General features: G+C 38.5%; 18 protein-coding genes. 17 read left to right on the top strand and 1 reads right to left on the bottom strand.

Features of this window, described 5'->3' with window-relative positions:
- The first annotated feature begins 132 nt into the window (after nt 1-132).
- The 14 genes from thrS (at nt 133) to AC6R0T_RS06295 (ending at nt 14847) form a co-directional block, all read left to right on the top strand.
- Complete coding sequence (gene thrS, locus AC6R0T_RS06230; RefSeq protein ID WP_303754270.1) at nt 133-2073, top strand: threonine--tRNA ligase; 1941 nt, start codon at nt 133-135, stop codon at nt 2071-2073.
- Between the two features lie 161 nt (nt 2074-2234).
- The gene (locus tag AC6R0T_RS06235) at nt 2235-2654 is read left to right on the top strand and encodes a DUF4234 domain-containing protein (RefSeq protein ID WP_206904038.1); all 420 of its coding nucleotides are present in this window, start codon (nt 2235-2237) and stop codon (nt 2652-2654) included.
- On the top strand, nt 2639-2986 hold the full coding sequence (locus tag AC6R0T_RS06240) for a DUF2752 domain-containing protein (RefSeq protein ID WP_303754269.1): 348 nt from the start codon (nt 2639-2641) through the stop codon (nt 2984-2986). Before AC6R0T_RS06235 ends, AC6R0T_RS06240 begins: the two co-directional genes overlap by 16 nt.
- Nucleotides 2987-3125: 139 nt before the next feature.
- Entirely contained in the window at nt 3126-3599 is a 474-nt protein-coding gene (rimP, locus tag AC6R0T_RS06245) for a ribosome maturation factor RimP (RefSeq protein ID WP_206904043.1), read from the top strand.
- 18 nt (nt 3600-3617) lie between these two features.
- Complete coding sequence (gene nusA, locus AC6R0T_RS06250; protein WP_282461242.1) at nt 3618-4826, top strand: transcription termination factor NusA; 1209 nt, start codon at nt 3618-3620, stop codon at nt 4824-4826.
- Nucleotides 4827-4841: 15 nt separating this feature from the next.
- On the top strand, nt 4842-5138 hold the full coding sequence (gene rnpM / locus AC6R0T_RS06255; protein WP_206904047.1) for an RNase P modulator RnpM: 297 nt from the start codon (nt 4842-4844) through the stop codon (nt 5136-5138).
- Nucleotides 5131-5433, top strand: a complete 303-nt coding sequence (locus AC6R0T_RS06260; RefSeq protein WP_206904050.1) for a YlxQ-related RNA-binding protein — start codon at nt 5131-5133, stop codon at nt 5431-5433. Before rnpM ends, AC6R0T_RS06260 begins: the two co-directional genes overlap by 8 nt.
- 12 nt (nt 5434-5445) lie before the next feature.
- A complete protein-coding gene (infB, locus tag AC6R0T_RS06265; RefSeq protein ID WP_303754268.1) occupies nt 5446-8115 on the top strand; it encodes a translation initiation factor IF-2 in 2670 nt (889 codons plus the stop codon).
- Nucleotides 8116-8135: 20 nt separating this feature from the next.
- Nucleotides 8136-8483 carry a 30S ribosome-binding factor RbfA gene (gene rbfA / locus AC6R0T_RS06270; protein WP_206904052.1) on the top strand — a complete coding sequence of 116 codons (348 nt, stop codon included), beginning with the start codon at nt 8136-8138 and terminating at the stop codon, nt 8481-8483.
- 99 nt (nt 8484-8582) lie between these two features.
- Entirely contained in the window at nt 8583-9506 is a 924-nt protein-coding gene (gene truB, locus AC6R0T_RS06275; RefSeq protein ID WP_303754267.1) for a tRNA pseudouridine(55) synthase TruB, read from the top strand.
- 4 nt (nt 9507-9510) lie between these two features.
- Nucleotides 9511-10449 (top strand): riboflavin biosynthesis protein RibF, encoded by a 939-nt coding sequence (gene ribF / locus AC6R0T_RS06280; protein WP_206904057.1) that lies wholly within the window; start codon nt 9511-9513, stop codon nt 10447-10449.
- A gap of 223 nt (nt 10450-10672) precedes the next feature.
- Nucleotides 10673-11191 carry an NADH-quinone oxidoreductase subunit NuoE family protein gene (locus AC6R0T_RS06285; protein WP_282461238.1) on the top strand — a complete coding sequence of 173 codons (519 nt, stop codon included), beginning with the start codon at nt 10673-10675 and terminating at the stop codon, nt 11189-11191.
- A gap of 23 nt (nt 11192-11214) precedes the next feature.
- Entirely contained in the window at nt 11215-13086 is a 1872-nt protein-coding gene (locus AC6R0T_RS06290) for an NADH-quinone oxidoreductase subunit NuoF (protein WP_303754266.1), read from the top strand.
- A 12-nt stretch (nt 13087-13098) separates the two neighbouring features.
- Nucleotides 13099-14847, top strand: a complete 1749-nt coding sequence (locus tag AC6R0T_RS06295) for an NADH-dependent [FeFe] hydrogenase, group A6 (RefSeq protein WP_303754265.1) — start codon at nt 13099-13101, stop codon at nt 14845-14847.
- A 92-nt stretch (nt 14848-14939) separates the two neighbouring features.
- On the opposite strand, the gene AC6R0T_RS06300 is transcribed toward AC6R0T_RS06295, so the two are convergent.
- A complete protein-coding gene (locus AC6R0T_RS06300) occupies nt 14940-15503 on the bottom strand; it encodes an ECF transporter S component (protein WP_206904063.1) in 564 nt (187 codons plus the stop codon).
- A gap of 257 nt (nt 15504-15760) precedes the next feature.
- Here AC6R0T_RS06300 and AC6R0T_RS06305 point away from each other — a divergent pair, with 257 nt between their 5' ends.
- The 3 genes from AC6R0T_RS06305 to gltA are packed head-to-tail and all read left to right on the top strand — an operon-like array spanning nt 15761 to nt 18458.
- A complete protein-coding gene (locus AC6R0T_RS06305; RefSeq protein WP_206904064.1) occupies nt 15761-16204 on the top strand; it encodes a flavodoxin in 444 nt (147 codons plus the stop codon).
- Between the two features lie 24 nt (nt 16205-16228).
- Entirely contained in the window at nt 16229-17062 is an 834-nt protein-coding gene (locus AC6R0T_RS06310) for a sulfide/dihydroorotate dehydrogenase-like FAD/NAD-binding protein (RefSeq protein ID WP_206904065.1), read from the top strand.
- Complete coding sequence (gene gltA, locus AC6R0T_RS06315; protein ID WP_303754264.1) at nt 17055-18458, top strand: NADPH-dependent glutamate synthase; 1404 nt, start codon at nt 17055-17057, stop codon at nt 18456-18458. Before AC6R0T_RS06310 ends, gltA begins: the two co-directional genes overlap by 8 nt.
- Nucleotides 18459-18476 lie beyond the last annotated feature (18 nt).

Here is an 18476-nt window from a genome sequence, read left to right on the forward strand (position 1 = left end):
GGCGGAAAGCAACCGTTACCTGCTTTAAGAGAAGAGACAATATTTGTCTTAAAATTAGGTGGAACCACGTTAATTACGTCCTAGTGCTATTGTAGCGCTAGGACTTTTTTTATTATTAAGGAGGAATTATTTATGGCAATTACAATTACGTTTCCAGATGGCGCGAAAAAAGAATTTGAAGCCGGTGTAACAACTAAAGATATCGCAGCTAGTATTTCCAATAGCTTGGCTAAAAAAGCGTTAGCTGGCAAAGTAAACGGAGAATTAGTCGATTTGAGTCGTCCAATTGAAGCGGATGCTACCATAGCGATTATTACACCAGCTGATGAAGAAGCGCTACCTTTATTGCGCCACTCGACTGCGCATTTGATGGCGCAAGCAGCTCGTCGCTTATTCCCAAATATTCACTTTGGTGTCGGCCCGGCAATTGAAAGTGGTTTTTACTACGATACAGATAATGGTGATCACCCAATTACTGCGGAAGATCTACCGGCTATTGAAGCAGAAATGATGAAAATCGTTAAGGAAAATTTGCCAATTGAACGTTTAGTTTTATCTAAAGATGAAGCTTTAGCATTGTTTAAAGAAGATCCTTACAAAGTTGAATTAATCAGTGAATTACCAGCTGATGAAATTATTACTGCTTACCGTCAAGGAGAATTTGTCGATTTATGCCGTGGACCTCATATTCCGTCAACAGGTCGTATTCAAGTTTTCAAATTATTATCTGTAGCTGGTGCGTACTGGCGAGGAAATTCAGACAATCACATGATGCAACGTGTTTACGGAACAGCCTTTTTTGATAAGAAAGATTTAAAAGAGTTTATCAAACAAAGAGAAGAAGCCAAAGAACGTGATCACCGTAAATTAGGTAAAGAATTAGATTTATTTATGGTTTCACCAGAAGTTGGCTCTGGCTTGCCATTCTGGTTACCAAAAGGTGCAACAATTCGTCGTACCATCGAACGTTATATTGTTGATAAAGAAGTAAGTCTTGGCTACCAACATGTTTATACGCCAATCATGGCAGATGTTGAATTGTATAAAACTTCTGGACACTGGGATCACTACCACGAAGATATGTTTCCGCCAATGGATATGGGGGATGGGGAAATGCTCGTTTTACGTCCAATGAATTGCCCACACCATATGATGGTTTACAAAAACGACATACACTCTTATCGTGAGTTACCAATTCGAATTGCTGAACTTGGTATGATGCATCGTTATGAAAAATCAGGTGCATTGTCAGGGCTACAACGGGTTCGGGAGATGACATTAAATGACGGCCATACTTTTGTTCGTCCCGACCAAATTAAAGATGAATTTAAACGGACACTTGATTTGATGGTGAATGTCTATGCTGATTTCAATATTACTGACTATCGCTTCCGCTTGAGCTATCGTGACCCAAATAATACTGAAAAATATTTTGACGATGACGCAATGTGGGAAAACGCACAAACAATGTTGAAAGCTGCGATGGATGAACTTGGTTTGGAATATTTTGAAGCAGAAGGGGAAGCAGCCTTTTATGGTCCAAAACTTGATGTTCAAGTTAAAACAGCCTTGGGGATGGAAGAAACACTGTCTACTATCCAATTAGACTTCTTATTACCAGAACGCTTTGACTTAACGTATGTGGGTGAAGATGGTGAAAATACACATCGTCCTGTTGTTATCCACCGAGGAATTGTTTCAACAATGGAACGCTTTGTCGCTTATTTAACAGAAGTTTACAAAGGAGCTTTTCCAACTTGGTTAGCACCGATCCAAGCTACAATTATTCCTGTTTCTGTTGAAGCACATTCAGATTACGCTTATGAAATCAAAGAACGTTTGCAAGAAAAAGGAATTCGTGTTGAAGTTGATGATCGCAATGAAAAAATGGGGTATAAAATTCGTGCTTCCCAAACACAAAAAATTCCGTATCAATTAGTTGTTGGCGATAATGAAGTAAAAGATGCAACAGTAAATGTACGCCGTTATGGAAGTAAAGAGACTTCTGTTGAAGAGTTGAATATTTTTGTGGATGCGATTGCCGCTGAAGTGAATAATTACAGCCGCGTATAATTTTTTTTGAAGCTGACCTGCCTTTTTAAACATTTATATGATAAAGTAATTTGTGAAAGTTCTGAAGAATTTTCATACAGGAAAATTATTTTTGAAATGTAAAAAAGTAAAAGGAGGCAGCTTCTTTTACATATTGAACTGGTTGAAAAGGGGAGTTTAATGTGATACATCCTATTTTGCAAAGGCGCTCAGTTATTGCTGTGATTTTATTGACCTTAATTACAGGAGGAATTTATGGTATTTATTGGATTTATGTGACGACACGAGATTTGAATGAATTTACGGGTGATTACTGCATAAAACCAGGTTGGACATTATTGTTTGGTTTGCTTACGTGTGGCTTATATATGTTTTATTGGTGGTATAAAATCAATGATCTTGTGATGGCAGCACAAAAAAAAGCGCAGCGACCGTTTCGCAGTGATAATAAGTTGCTTTTTATTGTTTTGCGTATTTTTGGACTTGCAGTTATCAATATGGCCATTGTGCAATCGGATTTAAACGATATTTACTATAATTTCACGCCTGCAAAAACACCAGCCAACCAGATAGAAGATGATGACGAATGGTCGGATTATTAGAATGTCCGTTACGAGCCATTACAGGGGTTCCTTGCCCAATGTGTGGTATGACCCGTTCATTTATTCATTTAGCCCAGGGGGATATTAGTGGTGCTTTTTCTTATCATCCGCTTTTTTGGGTGATTATCTTATTAGTTCTTTTATATTTTGTTAGTTTAAAAAAAGCGCGCGCGCAACAAGTTTTAAAAAACAAGTATTGGTGGCTTAGCATTGCCGGTCTGTTTATTTGTGTCTATTTCATCCGAATGATGACACTTTTTCCAGATAAAGCACCATTAGATTTCATTTTTAATGCTTTTTTACCAAAACTTTGGCAAATTTTCACTACTTAAATAACGTCATTTCTGCTTTCAGTTGTGATTTTCAAAAAATTGTGTTACAATGTGTAACGGTAATGATACTTAGTGGAGTGAGGGATTTTTTCCCTCACTCTTTTTAATGAAAAGAATTGGTCCAAGGAGGCGATGATTGTTGAGTACAGTTGTAGAGACAGTAACTGGTTTGGTTCAGCCAATTTTAGATGAACAAAATTTTGAATTAGTAGAAGTCGAGTTTGTTAAAGAAGGCAAAAGCTGGTTTTTGCGCGTATTCATCGACAAAGAAGGCGGCATTGATATTGAAGAGTGCGCTTATGTAAGTGAGAAATTAAGTGAAAAGTTGGATAGTTTGGATCCCGATCCGATTCCCCAAGCTTACTTTTTAGAGGTGTCATCCCCTGGTGCCGAACGACCGTTGAAAAAAGAAGCGGATTATGAAAAAGCTGTAGGTGAATATATCCATATTTCATTATACCAAGCAATCGATGGCCAAAAGCAATATGAAGGGTTTTTAATGTCGCTTAGTGAAACAGAACTAGTATTAAAAATCAAAATTAAAACACGGGAAAAAGAATTGACTTTTGATCGTAAAAATATTGCCAAAGCTCGCTTAGCTATTCAATTTTAAAAAAGGAGTCCCAAGCAGATGAGTAAAGAAATGTTAAATGCACTAGATGCATTAGAAGCTGAAAAAGGCATCTCAAAAGAAATCGTAATTGAAGCGTTAGAAGCCGCTTTAGTTTCAGCTTATAAACGTCACTATGGCCAAGCCCAAAACGTTGAAGTGGAATTCAATCAAAAAAAAGGCGATATCCATGTTTACGCTGTTAAAGAAGTAACAGAAGAAGTTATGGATTCACAATTAGAAGTCTCTTTAAAAGAAGCGATTAAAATTAATCCTGCTTATGAAATTGGCGATAAAATTCGTTTTGAAGTAACGCCTAAAGACTTTGGTCGCATTGCGGCACAGACTGCAAAACAAGTCATTTTACAACGGGTCAGAGAAGCAGAAAGAACGATTATTTATAATGAATTTTCTGCCTATGAAAAAGACATTATGCAAGGGATTGTTGAACGTCAAGACAATCGCTACATCTATGTTAACTTAGGTAAAATCGAAGCTGTTTTGTCAAAACAAGATCAAATGCCAAATGAGTTTTATCAACCCCATGACCGGATTAAGGTCTATGTTTCGCGCGTTGAAAACACATCAAAAGGCCCACAAGTCTTTGTTAGTCGCTCACATCCAGATTTATTACGCCGTTTATTTGAACAAGAAGTACCAGAAGTTTATGATGGTACTGTAGAGATTGTTAGCATCGCAAGAGAAGCAGGCGATCGTTCAAAAGTTGCAGTTCGTTCTGATGACCCTAATATTGATCCTGTTGGCACTTGCGTTGGGCCAAAAGGACAACGGGTTCAAGCGATTGTTAATGAATTAAAAGGTGAAAATATGGATATTGTCGAGTGGGATGAAGATCCAGCAATTTATATTGCAAATGCTTTAAATCCTGCTGAAGCACAAGATGTTATCTTTGATTTGGATAACCCTCGGGCGTGTACCGTTGTTGTACCGGATTACCAACTTTCACTTGCAATTGGTAAACGGGGGCAAAATGCTCGTTTGGCAGCAAAATTAACCGGCTACAAAATTGATATTAAAGCAGAATCTGATATGGAAGAGTTTTATGCCAAATTAGAAGAAGGCGACTATATCGATGAAGGGGAGTTTTCAACTGAGGAAATTTCTGTTGAAGATACACCAACACAGCCGGTTGATGAAGTGATTGAAAACAGTGATATGACGAGTGATGACTACGAAAATATTGCTTTTGACGAAGAAAAAGAGGATTAATCAGGAGGTGATTTCATGAAGAAACGCAAGATTCCTTTACGCAAATCCGTTGTTTCCGGTGAAATGAAGCCAAAAAAAGAACTGATTCGTATTACTCGTTCTAAAGAAGGTGTTGTTTCGATTGACCCTACTGGTAAATTACCAGGCCGCGGCGCTTATGTTGCGATTGAGCCAGAAGAAGTTCAAATGGCTTGGGACAAAAAGATTTTGGATCGCGTTTTAGAAACTACGTTGACTGATGCGTTTTATCAAGAACTCCTTGATTACGTCACCCATCAAAAAGCCCGTCGTGAGTTATTTGGCAATGGATAAAAATAAGGTATTGAATATGTTAGGTTTAGCAATGCGCGCTGGAAAGTTGGTCACTGGCGAAGAACTGACATTAAAAGAGATTCGTCGCAACAAAGCTCGTTTGGTATTAATCGCCGCAGATGCGGGCAAAAATACCCATAAAAATATAAGTGATAAGTGCACTTATTATAAAATTCCCTACACAGATCGTTTAACCGCCTTGGAAATTGGAGGTGCGATCGGCAAGCCCCGAATGGTTATTGGCATCTTAGATAACGGCTTTGCCAAAAAGATAGGAGAATTAATACAAGGTTAGGAAGGTGATTGCATGGGAAAAAAACGAATTTATGAACTTGCAAAAGAAATCAACAAATCTAGCAAAGAATTAGTGGATAAAGCACAATCTTTAGGATTTGATGTAAAAAATCATATGGGAGCAATCTCAGATACTGAGGAGAAAAAGTTACGCCAAGCAGTTGGCGTCAATGAAAGTACTGGCAATGCTCCAAAACCTGCATCCCAACCAGCTAACCCAGATGAAGCAAAAAAACCTGAACATAAAAAATTTGTGACCCAACGGAATAATCCGAAGTTTCAAAATCGGAACAATCCGAGCAACAAACAAGGACAAAACCGCAATCAAGGTCAAAACAAGGACCACAATAGAGGACAACAACAAAGTCAACCAAATCAAAACCGTCCACAAGTTGGTACAAACAAATCACAAGCACCACAAAACAACCGTTCAAATAATACTGTATCGCCGACTGTTAAAGCAGCTCCAATGAATTCTGAAAATAAACAACAAAAAACTGCGTCGGTCAATCAACCAGTAGTGAACAAAAAAACGGAGGATCAAAAGCCTATTAATAATAATAACCAAAAACGGAGTAATCAAACTGGACAACAAAGAACAGCTCAACAAGCTCCGCAACAAAAACCACAAAATCAAAAAACTACAAGTCAACAAAAGCCAGCTGGACAACAAAGACCAGCAACAAAACCTGTGGCTAACACGAATAAACCGGCTGCAAAACCTGCAAGTAACCAACCAGCGGCTAAAGCTGATGGTAATAAAGGTGGCAACCGTAGTAATGACAACCGCAATAAAAATTACGGTCAACAAAATCGTCAAGGAGCTTACCAACAAAATCGGAATAAGTTCAAGAAAAAAGGTAAAAAAGGAAAACAACAAGTTTCCAATAAACCTGCTGTACCACCACGTAAATTCCGTGAATTACCTGAAGTATTGGAATATACAGAAGGCATGAACGTAGCCGATATCGCTAAAAAAATCCACCGTGAACCAGCGGAAATCATCAAAAAATTATTTATGATGGGGGTTATGGTTAACCAAAACCAAGCCTTGGATAAAGACACAATTGAACTTTTAGCGACAGACTATGGTATTGAAGCACAAGAAAAAGTTCAAGTAGATATCGCTGATATTGATAAATTCTTTGAAGCTGAAGAAGTCGTTGCAGAAAACTTAGTACCGCGTCCGCCAGTTGTTACTATTATGGGGCACGTTGACCATGGTAAAACAACATTACTTGATACCTTGCGCCATTCTCGTGTTACAAGTGGTGAAGCTGGGGGGATTACGCAGCATATTGGGGCTTACCAAATTGATATTGACGGTAAACCAATTACTTTCTTGGATACACCAGGGCATGCGGCCTTTACAAGTATGCGTGCACGAGGAGCCAGTATCACAGATATCACAATTTTAGTAGTAGCTGCAGATGACGGAGTAATGCCACAAACAGTTGAAGCAATTAACCATGCAAAAGCGGCAAAAGTGCCAATTATTGTTGCAGTAAATAAAATTGATAAACCTGGTGCTAACCCACAACATGTAATGCAAGAATTAAGTGAATACGAATTGATTCCTGAAAGTTGGGGTGGCGACACCATTTTTGTTGAAATTTCAGCGAAATTCGGTCAAAACATCGACGAACTTTTGGAAATGATTTTATTAGTTGCTGAAGTAGAAGACTTAAAAGCAGATCCAAGTCAACGGGCAATCGGTACAGTGATTGAAGCTCGCTTAGATAAAGGGAAAGGTCCAGTTGCAACGTTATTAGTACAACAAGGAACTTTACATGTTGGTGATCCAATTGTTGTCGGTAATACTTACGGCCGTGTACGGGTTATGACTAATGATTTAGGTCGTCGTGATAAAGCAGCAGGTCCAGCAACACCAGTCGAAATTACTGGTTTAAATGATGTGCCACAAGCTGGAGATCGTTTTGTTGTTTTTGAAGATGAAAAAACAGCACGTGCTGCCGGTGAAGAACGAGCAAAACGGGCGTTGATGGAACAACGCGCTTCTAATAGCCGTGTGACATTGGATAACTTATTTGAAAGCCTAAAAGAAGGCGAATTAAAAGAAGTTAACGTTATCATTAAAGCCGATGTACAAGGTTCAGCAGAAGCTCTAGCTGCTTCATTGCAAAAGATTGAAGTTGAAGGTGTGCGGGTTAATATCGTCCATTCAGCAGTTGGTGCCATTAATGAAAGCGACGTAACCTTAGCAGCTGCAAGTAACGCGATTATCATTGGCTTTAACGTACGACCAACACCACAAGCAAAACAACAAGCCGATGCTGAAACGGTAGATATTCGTTTGCACCGGATTATCTACAAAGCAATCGAAGAAATTGAAACTGCGATGAAAGGGTTACTTGATCCTGAGTTTGAAGAAAAAATTACAGGTCAAATGGTGGTTCGAGAAACATATAAAGTTTCCAAAGTTGGAACAATTGCGGGTTGCTTTGTAACTGATGGCTTTATTCGTCGCGATAGTGGCGTACGGGTTATTCGTGATGGTATCGTTATTTACGAAGGCGTACTTGCTAGTTTGAAACGGTTTAAAGACGATGTAAAAGAAGTAAAACAAGGCTTTGAATGTGGCGCTATGGTTGACAAATTTAATGACGTGAAAGTTGACGATGTCATTGAAGCTTATGTAATGGAAGAAATCAAAAACGACTAAGATAAATGGAGGGCGCAATTATGGCCAATTATCGTGATCGTCGTGTTGCCCACGAGATTTTAAGAGAAGTGAATGATATTTTACGTAAAAGAGTCCGGGATCCTCGGGTTCAAGATGTCACCATAACAGATGTCCGAGTAACGGGAGATTTGCAACAAGCGACAATTTTTTACAGTATTTTATCAGATCTTGCTTCTGACAAACAAAAGGCGCAAGCTGGACTAGAAAAAGCGAGTGGTTTAATTCGCCGTGAATTAGGTCAACGGTTAACATTGTATAAAACACCGGAAATCGTTTTTGAACTTGATAGCTCTGTGCAATATGGTAACAAAATCGACGAAATGATCCGTAACTTACACAAGGATTGATAAATGGAAGCTACTTTGAAAGGGAAACCTTTTGGAGTAGCTTTTTTTCTGCTATAATGGGGCAGTTGAGTTGAATTAAAGAGATAGCGAGGAGTTAGAATGGACGGCATTTTAGCTTTATGGAAAGAACGCGGTATGACGAGTCATGACTGTGTCTTTAAATTACGTAAAATTTTAAAAACAAAAAAAATTGGTCATGGTGGTACACTTGACCCGGATGTCGATGGTATTTTACCGATTTGTATCGGCAAAGGTACAAAAGTGATTGAATTTATGCAAGATAGTGGCAAAGTTTATAGTGGCGAAATCACAGTTGGTTATACGACAACAACAGAAGATGCTTCTGGGGAAAAAGTTGAAGTTATGCCAATAAATACTCCTTTTACGAATGCTGAAATCGATGCGGCTATGAAAACAATGGAGGGTGAAATCACACAGATTCCCCCTATGTACTCGGCTGTGAAAGTTAATGGTAAAAGATTGTATGAATACGCCAGAGCTGGCTTAACAGTTGAACGCCCGAAAAGAAAAGCAATGATTAAAAGTTTTCGACGTACCAGTGAGCCCACTTTCGATGAAGAGGCAAAAACGCAAAGTTGGCGTTTTGAAGTTGCGTGTGGCAAAGGAACTTATGTGCGAACTTTGGCAGTGGACACCGGAAAAAAACTTGGTGTTCCCGCTCATATGTCTGATCTAACACGTCTGGAAAGTGGCGGTTTAAAAGTTTCTCAGTCCCTAACCTTAGCTCAAGTAGCCGATGCGGTAGAAAATCAGACTATTTTAGAATATATACTGCCAATTGAATATGGGATTGCTGCTTTTCATAAAGTAAATATCGATGATAAAATCTGGCAGCAGGTTAAAAATGGTATGCGCTTATCTCCAACAGCTTTTGGTCTGGAAAAAGTGCCAAGTGAGCCGATTGCTTTATATTATGCTGGAAAAGTTGTAGCTTTATATGAGAGTAATTCTAAAGAAAAAAATAAGTTGAAACCTTTAAAAATGTTACGAACTGAGGTCTAATATTGTGAAAATTATCCAAATTCATCACCCTTATACAAAAGAGCAAATTCCCAACGAGCCAGTTGTGTTAGTACTGGGTTTTTTTGATGGCGTTCATCGCGGGCATCAAAAAGTTATTTTAGCTGGTAAAAAATTAGCTGAAGAAAAAGGGGTTAAACTGGCCGTAATGACATTTAACCAACATCCTTCTGTCGTGTTTAAAAAACAAGAAGGAGAAAATTTGAAATATTTGACGACCTTAAAGCAAAAAGAGTATCACATGGAGCGTTTGGGTGTGGACTATTTATATGAAATTGAATTCACCTCTAATTTTGCTTATTTAAAACCGCAAGATTTTGTCGATCAGTATATTGTGGGACTACATGCAGTGGCTGCTGTCAGTGGTTTTGATTATACTTATGGTCCAAAAGATATTGCAGATGTCTCTCACTTGCCTCAATACGCCAAAGATCGTTTTGAAATTATCACTGTTGCAAAAGAAACTTTAGCTGGTGATAAAATCAGTTCTACTAGAATTCGCGATCTATTGGATGAAGGCAATATGGAAGAAGTTACACGGCTATTGGGCTATATTTACGAAATTGAAGGTTTAGTGGTTCATGGAGAAGCCCGTGGTCGCACGCTTGGCTATCCGACAGCTAATATTCGTTTTAAAGCCAGCGTTCGCTTACCTAAAGAAGGCGTCTATGTTTCAGAAATCAAAGTAGCCGGCAAATGGTATAAAGCAATGAGCTCCATTGGCCATAACGACACTTTTGGTGAAGGAAGAAAATTGACAGTTGAGGTTTTTATCTTAGATTTTAACAAAGATATCTATGGGGAAACGGTACGTGTTCGTTTCAACCATCTAATCCGTGAGCAAGTAAAATTTGACGGTGCTGATGGATTGATTACACAATTAAAGCAAGATGAAAAAGACACACAAGACTATTTTAAAAAATAAAGAAAAAGAAGTTTACTAAAACGTTGTGACCAAAAAAGCTAATTTTTCGGCGTCACGACAATGGGTAAGCTTCTTTTTTTATTTGTTTTAAAGGATTTTATGTGTTTAGTGAGAACAAATCTCAACGATAAATCGAAATAATTTGTGATACATTGAGCATTTTTATCTGTCTTTTTGCTAAAATGAAAATGTAAGCGTTTTTATGCAAAAAGGAGGAGTAACGGTGGAAAAAAAAGCAGTTGATTTTGAATTTGTTGAAACAGTATCTCAGAGACAAGAGCTGCTGGTGCGCTTGGAAGAATTAAAAAATCAGCCAAGCGCGCAAATGACAGCGTTACAGACAGCACAACAAATATATGGGTATTTGCCAATCGAAGTATTACAAGTTATCGCAAAAGAGTTACAAGTACCTTTAGAAAAATTATACAGCACAGCTACCTTTTACTCCCAATTCACCTTTGTCCCAAAAGGTGAATATACCATCAGTGTGTGTATGGGAACTGCTTGTTATGTAAAAGGCGCAGGAAATATTTTAGACTCCTATGAAACTACACTTAAGATTAGTGCGGGCAAAACAAGTACAGATCGTAAATTTACGTTGGAATCATGTCGCTGTATAGGTGCTTGTGGCTTAGCGCCGGTATTGACAGTCAATGAAGAGGTTTATGGTCGTTTGACTAAGAAAAAAGGCGATAAAGTTTTAGCAAGCTACCAAAAGATAGCACTTGAAGGCAACAAGTAAAGATTGGGGTGTGGGGTGTAAAGATGCAAAATTGGCAAGAATTAAAAGCAGTAAAGGTACAATATCAACAACAAGTAGCTTTGCGAACACAAAAAACAGCTACAATAAGCAATAGGCGCGAAATTTTAGTATGTGCCGGCACCGGTTGTTTGTCTTCTAAAAGTCGTGCTTTTATAGAGGTGTTAGAAGACGAATTGATAAAAAATGAGCTGCAAGATAATGTGCAGGTAGTTGCCACTGGCTGTTTTGGTCTCTGTGCCCAAGGGCCGATAGTTATTGTTTACCCAGAAGGAACTTTTTATCATCAAGTTAAGCCTAAGGACGCCAAAAAAATTGTTGAAAAACACTTAGTCGCAGGTCAGCCAGTTGAAAAACTTCTGTATCATGATCACAAAACAAAAGAAGTGATTAAAAAACTTTTAGATACTCCTTTTTATCACAAACAAAAACGAGTGGCGCTGCGGAATTGTGGTCGAATTGATCCAGAAAAAATTGAAGAATACATCGCATTTGATGGTTATGAAGCTTTAGCGAAAGTTTTACACGACTATACCTCTGATGATGTTTTAAAAATACTAGAAGATTCAGGTATTCGTGGGCGTGGGGGCGGAGGGTTTCCCACTTTTTTAAAATGGACTTTTGCTAAAAATAGCGCTGGTAATGAAAAATATGTGATTTGTAATGCGGATGAAGGTGATCCAGGAGCTTTTATGGATCGTTCAGTTTTAGAGGGAGATCCTCATGTAGTGTTAGAAGCAATGGCGATTGCCGGCTACACGATTGGTGCTAATAAAGGTTACATTTATGTTCGGGCAGAATATCCAACCGCCGTTGAACGATTAGAAATTGCACTTAAAGCCGCAAGAGAAAATGGTTTATTGGGAGAAAACATCTTAGACAGTGGCTTTTCTTTTCAAATCGAATTACGTCTTGGTGCTGGCGCTTTTGTCTGTGGCGAAGAAACAGCGCTGCTTGAAAGCATTGAAGGTCATCGTGGTGAACCGCGGCCGCGGCCGCCATTTCCAGCGATAAAAGGACTTTTTGGTAAACCGACAATCGTGAATAATGTGGAAACCTATGCGAATATTCCGCAAATTATTGTTAAAGGACCAAAATGGTTTGCCCAAATGGGAACGCAAAATGCAAAGGGGACAAAAGTTTTTGCATTAGGCGGTAAAATTCAAAATACCGGATTAGTTGAAATTCCAATGGGGACGACATTAAGAGAAATTGTTGAGGATATTGGTGGCGGTATTCCCGAACAAAAAGCTTTTAAAGCGGCGCAAACAGGTGGTCCTTCTGGTGGCTGTATTCCTAAGGAACACTATGATATCCCCATTGACTATGATAACTTAATGAACATTGGCTCTATGATGGGTTCAGGGGGACTCATTGTAATGGATGAAGAGAACTGTATGGTGGATATTGCTAAATTTTTCTTGGAATTTACAGTAGAAGAAAGCTGTGGTAAATGTGCCCCTTGCCGGATTGGTACCAAACGCCTTTTGGAAATTTTAGAAAAAATTACATTGGGAAAAGCTACATTGGCAGATTTAGATAAAATGGAGGAATTGTGTTATCACGTCAAAGAAAGTTCATTATGTGGCTTAGGACAAACTGCACCTAATCCTGTTTTATCTACTTATCACTATTTTAAAGAAGAATATTTAGCTCATGTCAACAAAAGATGTTGTCCAGCCGGAGTATGTAAAAATTTAATTCAATATACAATTGATCCAAACAAATGTACAGGGTGTACGGCGTGCGCCAAAAATTGTCCCGTATCAGCTATTTTTGGTGAAGTCAAAAAAGTTCATGAAATTGAGCAATCGCTTTGTATTAAGTGCGGTTTATGTATCGATACGTGCCGTTATGCTGCTATTAGTGTGCATTAGGAGGTTAAGCAGATGAAAGAAATCGAAATTTTTATTAATGGGAAATCTTATTATGCACCAGCGGGAATGACGATTTTAGAAGCGGCGCGTCTTCATGATATTGAAATTCCGACCCTATGTTTTTTAAAAGAAATTAACGAAATCGGCGCTTGTCGTATTTGTGTGGTAGAAGTAGAAGGTATAAAAAATTTGGTGACTGCCTGCGTTTATCCGATTCAAACGGGGATGAAAATCAAAACAAATTCACAACGGGTATTTAAATCACGAAAATTGACCTTGAAACTAATTTTGTCCACTCATGAGCGAAAATGTTTATCGTGTCTTCGCAACGGCAATTGTGAATTACAAAGGCTGTGTAAAGAGTTTAACGTTGATGATGAAGACTATTACAACGGTGAAAATAAGGAATACGCCTTTGACGATAGTGCGGTTCACATGGTGCGTAATAATAATAAGTGCATTTTGTGTAAACGCTGTGTTGCAGCTTGTGAAAAATGCCAGGCAATTAGTGTAATTGGTGCAAATGAACGTGGTTTTAATACGCATATTGGTTCTGCGTATGATTTAAGTCTAGGAGAGGTGGCTTGCATTTCCTGTGGGCAATGTATTGTTGTTTGTCCAACTGGTGCGATTCATGAAAAAGATCAAACGGATCTCGTCTGGCAGGCATTGGAAAATAAAGACAAATTTGTAGTGGTCCAAACGGCACCCTCTATTCGCGTAACCTTAGGTGAGGCTTTTGGTATGCCTATTGGTAGTAATGTTGAAGGGAAAATGGTCGCTTCGTTGCGAAAATTGGGCTTCGATAAAATTTTTGATACGAATGTGGCGGCAGATTTTACCATTATGGAAGAAGCTCACGAGTTTATTGAAAGAATCAAAAATAATGGGCCATTCCCGTTATTTACTTCTTGCTCGCCAGGATGGGTAAAGTACTGTGAATCTTATCATCCTGAACTGATAAAAAATTTATCCAGCTGTAAATCACCGCAACAAATGTTTGGGGCCTTAACGAAGACTTGGTACGCCAAAAAAATGAATTTAAATCCGGCTGATATCTTTGTCGTAGGCATTATGCCATGTACGGCTAAAAAATTTGAAGTAACTAGAGAAGATGAAGCAGCAGCTGGATTTCCCGATGTAGATGTTGCTCTTACGACACGGGAATTGGCCCGGATGATTGAGCGCGGAGGGATTAAATTTAAAGAGTTAACAGATGCCAAATTTGATCATCCGCTAGGTGAAGCAACCGGAGCTGGGTATATCTTTGGTGCGACAGGTGGTGTAATGGAAGCAGCGTTACGAACTGCAGTTGAAAAGTTAGCAAGTCAAAAAGTGACACCTTTATCATTTAAGGAAGTGAGGGGGATGAAAGGCATCAAAGAAGCCAGTTACAATCTAGGTGGCCAAAAAATTAATATCGCTGTTGCCTCAGGAATAGGAAATGCCAAACGTTTAATTGAAGAAAAAATTCAAACAGGTGAAAAAACCTATCACTTTGTTGAAATAATGGGATGTCCTGGAGGATGTATTAATGGTGGAGGACAACCGGTTCAACCAGCTTCTGTGCGTAATTTTGTTGATTTAAATAGCTTGCGTGCTCAAGCGCTTTACTCCGAAGATGAAAGAAAAGTTTTGCGTCGCTCCCATGAAAGCCCGGTGGTAAAACGATTGTATGAGGAATTTCTTGTGGCGCCAGGAAGTGACAAGGCCCACGCGTTATTGCATACGTCTTATCACCAGGCCATGGAAGTTAAATGACAACTGATGGCTAAAATCAAAAAAATATCTGATCTAGTCATTTTGCGTCGCTTTTAGCTAGGCTAGCGTTGCTTTGGGTAAAAGCGGGATTATTAATTTGTTTGAATGCTACGACGGTAAATTCTATTTAATTGAGGAATAACTATGCTCCCAACAACTCCGCCAATTAAGGCAGTGATAAGTTGTGGCAAACTGAACATTTGTGTCAGTGTCTGAACAGATTGCGTTGGTATTTTAGCAACTAAGAAGAAAGGGAGTACAAGTTTAACAACTAACAGCCATAAGACAGAAAATTTCAAAATGGCACCACTAACGGCAGAAAAAATTAAACGAGAAAAACGATAAGTGCTTTGATTTTTAAGCAGGAAAAACCAAGTTGTAACAAGTACGGCATTTCCAAGCATAATACAGATAATCAATTGCGGAAACTGAGGCCCAATTCCTAAAAAGAAGGCAAAGATTGGTGAGAGCAGGGCTACTACTAGCCCACTAATTTCTCCGGTGAGAGCTACTGTTACAATCAAAATCAAATTGACTAAGCTACCAGTTACCAATTGCCCAAAGCCGATAGTAGCGACTTGAAAAATGACTGTTAACGCAATCATAAAAGCAGTTTGCGTAATAAATCGGGTTTGACTTAGTTTTAAGTTGTTCATAGTAGACACCCTTTCAAAAAAGCGTTTTCTTTATTGTAACAAATTATGTGAAGATTTAGATAAATTTGTATAATAAAAGTTATTTTAAATGAAAAAATGTGTGGAAATGCTGGTAAAAAATGAATAAAAGAAAAAAAAGATGTCAAATTTTGTTTAGTTCTTAACAAGAATGAAGTAAAATGTGATTAAGTATTAATTACTATAAAGAAATTTTTAATTGAAAAAATCATTTTTTAAACATATGAGGAGGAACAATAATGGCAGTAGCAAAAATCGTTTATGCAAGTGCAACAGGGAATACAGAAGGAATTTCAGAAATTTTAGAAGATGCTTTTAAAGCACTGGATATTGATGTTGAAAGAATCGAAGCAGATGACGCCGATGATGCGACTTTTGATGATGCAGATATTTGTGTCGTTGCAACGTATACAGATGGTGATGGGGAAATTCCTTTTGATTTGGAAGATTTCTATGATGAATTACCAGATTTTAACTTAGATGGTAAAGTCTTTGGTGTTGTCGGATCTGGTGACAGCGAATTATATCCAGATTATTTCTGTCAAGCAGCAATTGACTTTGACCAAGCTTTTGAAAAAACAGGGGCAAAACGAGGCGCGGAATTAGTCAAAATTGAAAATGATGCAGATGATGAAGATGAAGAGGTGTTAAAAGCTTTTGTGACAGCCTTAACAAAAGCGTAAGTTAGAAAAGGGGTATGATTTTCGTTGTTTAAAATAGTTGAGAGAAATGAATTAAATCCAATTGAATTTGAAATTTTTGTTGAGGCACCACGAATTGCACAAAAAGCACAAGCTGGTCAATTTGTCATTTTGCGAATTGATGATAAAGGTGAACGGATTCCACTAACGGTTGTGGATGTGGAACCTGAAAAAGGATTAGTTCGTTTAATTTTTCAAGTCATTGGTAAATCTACAGCTGCTTTAGCAAAGTTACAAGCCGGGGATAGTTTGACTGATATTGTGGGGCCTTTGGGAAAAGCAACGGAAATTGAAACGTACGGGACGGTGTTATTAGTTGGTGGCGGAGTTGGCATTGCCGCACTGTTTCCAATTGTCAAAGCGTTAAAAATAGCAGGAAATAAGGTTATTACGGTTTTAGGAGCTAAGAGTAAAGAGCTAATGATTCTTGCCGATGAATGTGAAAAATATTCCGATGAACTTTACTTGATGACAGACGATGGTACTCTAGGACAAAAAGGTTTAGTGACGGACGCAATGAAAGCAGTTTTTGCCAAAGAGAAAATTGACACTGCTTGGGCCATCGGACCTAGTATGATGATGAAATTCTCTACTCTAAGTGCTAATGAAGCTGGTGTACCGATTTTTGTTTCCTTAAATCCAATCATGGTTGATGGAACGGGGATGTGTGGTGGTTGCCGCGTAACAGTCGATGATCAAATTAAATTTGCCTGTGTCGATGGACCAGAATTTTTAGGTGCCAAGGTTGATTGGGATGAATTTGTTAATCGGATGCAACAATACCGCAATGAAGAAAAACTTGCTGATACTGTATATGAAGGAGGAATGCTGAATGGCTAAGCGTAGTTATACTAAGACGCCGATGCGTGAGCAGGCTCCTGAAATTCGCAATCAAAATTTTTCTGAAGTTGCTTTAGGATACACCTTAGAAGAAGGACAATTAGAAGCAACGCGCTGTTTACAGTGTAAAAATGCACCCTGTATTCAAAATTGCCCAGTAATGATTGATATTCCAGGTTTTATTAAACATATTGAAGTAGGCGATATGAAAGCTGCTCATGAAGTATTAAGTAAATATACGAACTTGCCTGCAATTTGCGGACGCGTCTGCCCGCAAGAAAAACAATGTGAAATGACTTGTCGCCTGGGACGTTCAAAGAAATTCGAGCCAGTTGCAATTGGTAAATTAGAACGCTTAGTAGCTGATTGGGCACTTCAACAACCAATTGAGACTGTGACTAATAAAAAAGATAAAGGAAAAGTCGCAGTCATTGGTTCAGGTCCTTCTGGGTTAACAGCAGCAGGTGACTTAGCAAAACTTAGTTATGATGTTACGATTTTTGAGGCTCTGCATGCACCAGGTGGGGTTTTAACTTATGGAATTCCTGAGTTTCGTCTACCTAAAAAAATTGTAGAAAAAGAAATTGAAACAATTATAGCTCAAGGCGTAAAAATTGAGACAAATGTTGTGGTTGGAAAAACAATTACGATGGAAGAAATTCAAGCTGAATTTGACGCATGCTATTTATCTGTTGGAGCAGGTGCACCAAACTTTATGAATATTCCTGGTACTTCATTAAATGGTGTTTATAGTTCAAGTGAATATTTGACGCGAATTAATTTGATGAAAGCTTATGATTTTCCTAATTACGATACACCTGTTCAAGCTTCAAAAAACGTTGTTGTGATTGGTGGCGGGAATGTAGCGATGGATGCCGCGCGTTCGGCCAAGCGGTTAGGTGCTAAGAATGTTGCAGTTATCTATCGTCGTTCAAAAGAAGAGTTACCCGCTAGAGAAGAAGAATATCACCATTCTGTTGAAGAAGAAATTAACTATCATTGGCTAACAAATCCAATTGAATATCTCAATGATGGCACCGGTAAATTGAAAGCTGTAAAATGTGTGAAAATGAAATTAGGTGAAGCCGATGAATCTGGACGCCGTCGCCCAGAGGTGATTCCTAATAGTGAATTTATTATTACTGCTGATACGGCAATTGAGGCAATCGGTCAAGGCTCTAACCGAGTTTTGCTGGATACGTTCCCTGCATTACAGCTAAACCGCTGGGGTTATATTGATGCCGATGTTAAAACAGGAGAGACGAATATTCCAGGTGTTTTTGCTGGGGGAGATATTGTAACAGGGGCGGCAACGGTTATTTTGGCGATGGGTGCCGGCAAAGTTGCTGCAACGCAAATTGACAGCTATATCCAAAATCAAAAAGTCCATGTATAATAACAAAGTATTTATGGC

This window comes from Enterococcus sp. S86.2 (assembly GCF_059834485.2).